Source organism: Shewanella sp. c952, from assembly GCF_019654975.1.
GTDB lineage: Bacteria > Pseudomonadota > Gammaproteobacteria > Enterobacterales > Shewanellaceae > Shewanella.
Window position 1 is genome coordinate 1 of record NZ_BPEW01000078.1, and the last position, 1,193, is coordinate 1,193.

General features: G+C 41.3%; 1 pseudogene. It reads right to left on the bottom strand.

The annotated features are described in order from the left end of the window. Positions 1–1,152 (bottom strand): annotated as a pseudogene (locus tag K5R16_RS21920) (IS3 family transposase); the annotation flags it as partial. Positions 1,153–1,193 lie beyond the last annotated feature (41 nt).

Here is a 1,193-nt window from a genome sequence, read left to right on the forward strand (position 1 = left end):
GTAATTGGTTATAAATCTCTATCGATTCTTTAACTAACACACCAAGCTCTTTTATCGTTCGGCAACGACAAAGCAGAAACTCATGCTTCAAAATACCATTCACTCGCTCTGCCAGTGCATTTTGCTAGCAGTCATATCCATCCGTCATTGAGGGCGTGATGCCATTGGCCGCTAATGCCATTTGGTATTCAGCCGAGCAGTATTGTATACCTCTGTCTGAGTGGTGAATGATATTACCCGTTGTTATCCGGTTCTTTACCGTCATATCCAACGCCTTAACGACATCAGAGGCTTTCATTTCATCGCTGAGTTCATATCCCATTATCTTTCTGGAGTATGCGTCAGTCACCAACGATAAGTAGTGTGTTCCCTCATCTGACTTCACATAAGTGATATCGCTAACGAGTACCTCTTCTGCACGTTCAACAACCTTGTCTTTTAGTAAGTTAGGATGCTTTCTAAGCCAATGGTGGCTATTGGTTGTTTTGGTGTAGTTTTTCTTGGGCTTCACCAACATATCGTGCCTTTTCAAATGTTGAAATAACCCATCCCTGCCAAGTTTTATTCCTTGTTCAATCAGTTGTGGCTTGATGAGTTGGTAGAGTTTACGGGTTCCTATCCTAGGCATAAACTGACGCCAATACATCACCATTGATATCACTGGTTTGAGGTTTTCAGCCTTAGCTTCAACACGCTGCTTCCATTGATAAATAGCTTGTCTCGATAAATTAAATTGCCGACTCGCAGTGGCGAGTTTTACAGTGCCTTTTTCTTTGGCAATCCAGAGCGCTCGGCTAAGTACTTTTTTTCTAAATCGATACCATATTCATTCTTTAACAGTTCAACCATATCGCCATAAATCATGTTTTTCATTTCTAGATTAGAAACCTGTTTCTCTAGGCGTTTGATTTTCTGGGCGGGTGTTTCTTTAGATTTAGACATAGGAGAATGCTCAATAGGCTGCGTCCAGTCTAATCTACCATGCTTTCTTAGCCATGTAAGGACGGTACTTCGACCTTGGATCCCGTAGTGGTTTTGAGCTTGTTTATAAGTTAGTTCGCCTTTTTATACCTGGCTCACGACTGCTAATTTAAAGCCTAATGTGTAATCACGTTGTGTACGTTTACAGTTGATTGAACTTGAAGGTTTCATAGACAAGTCTCCAAAGTGTCAACTTATCTCAGGACGGGACA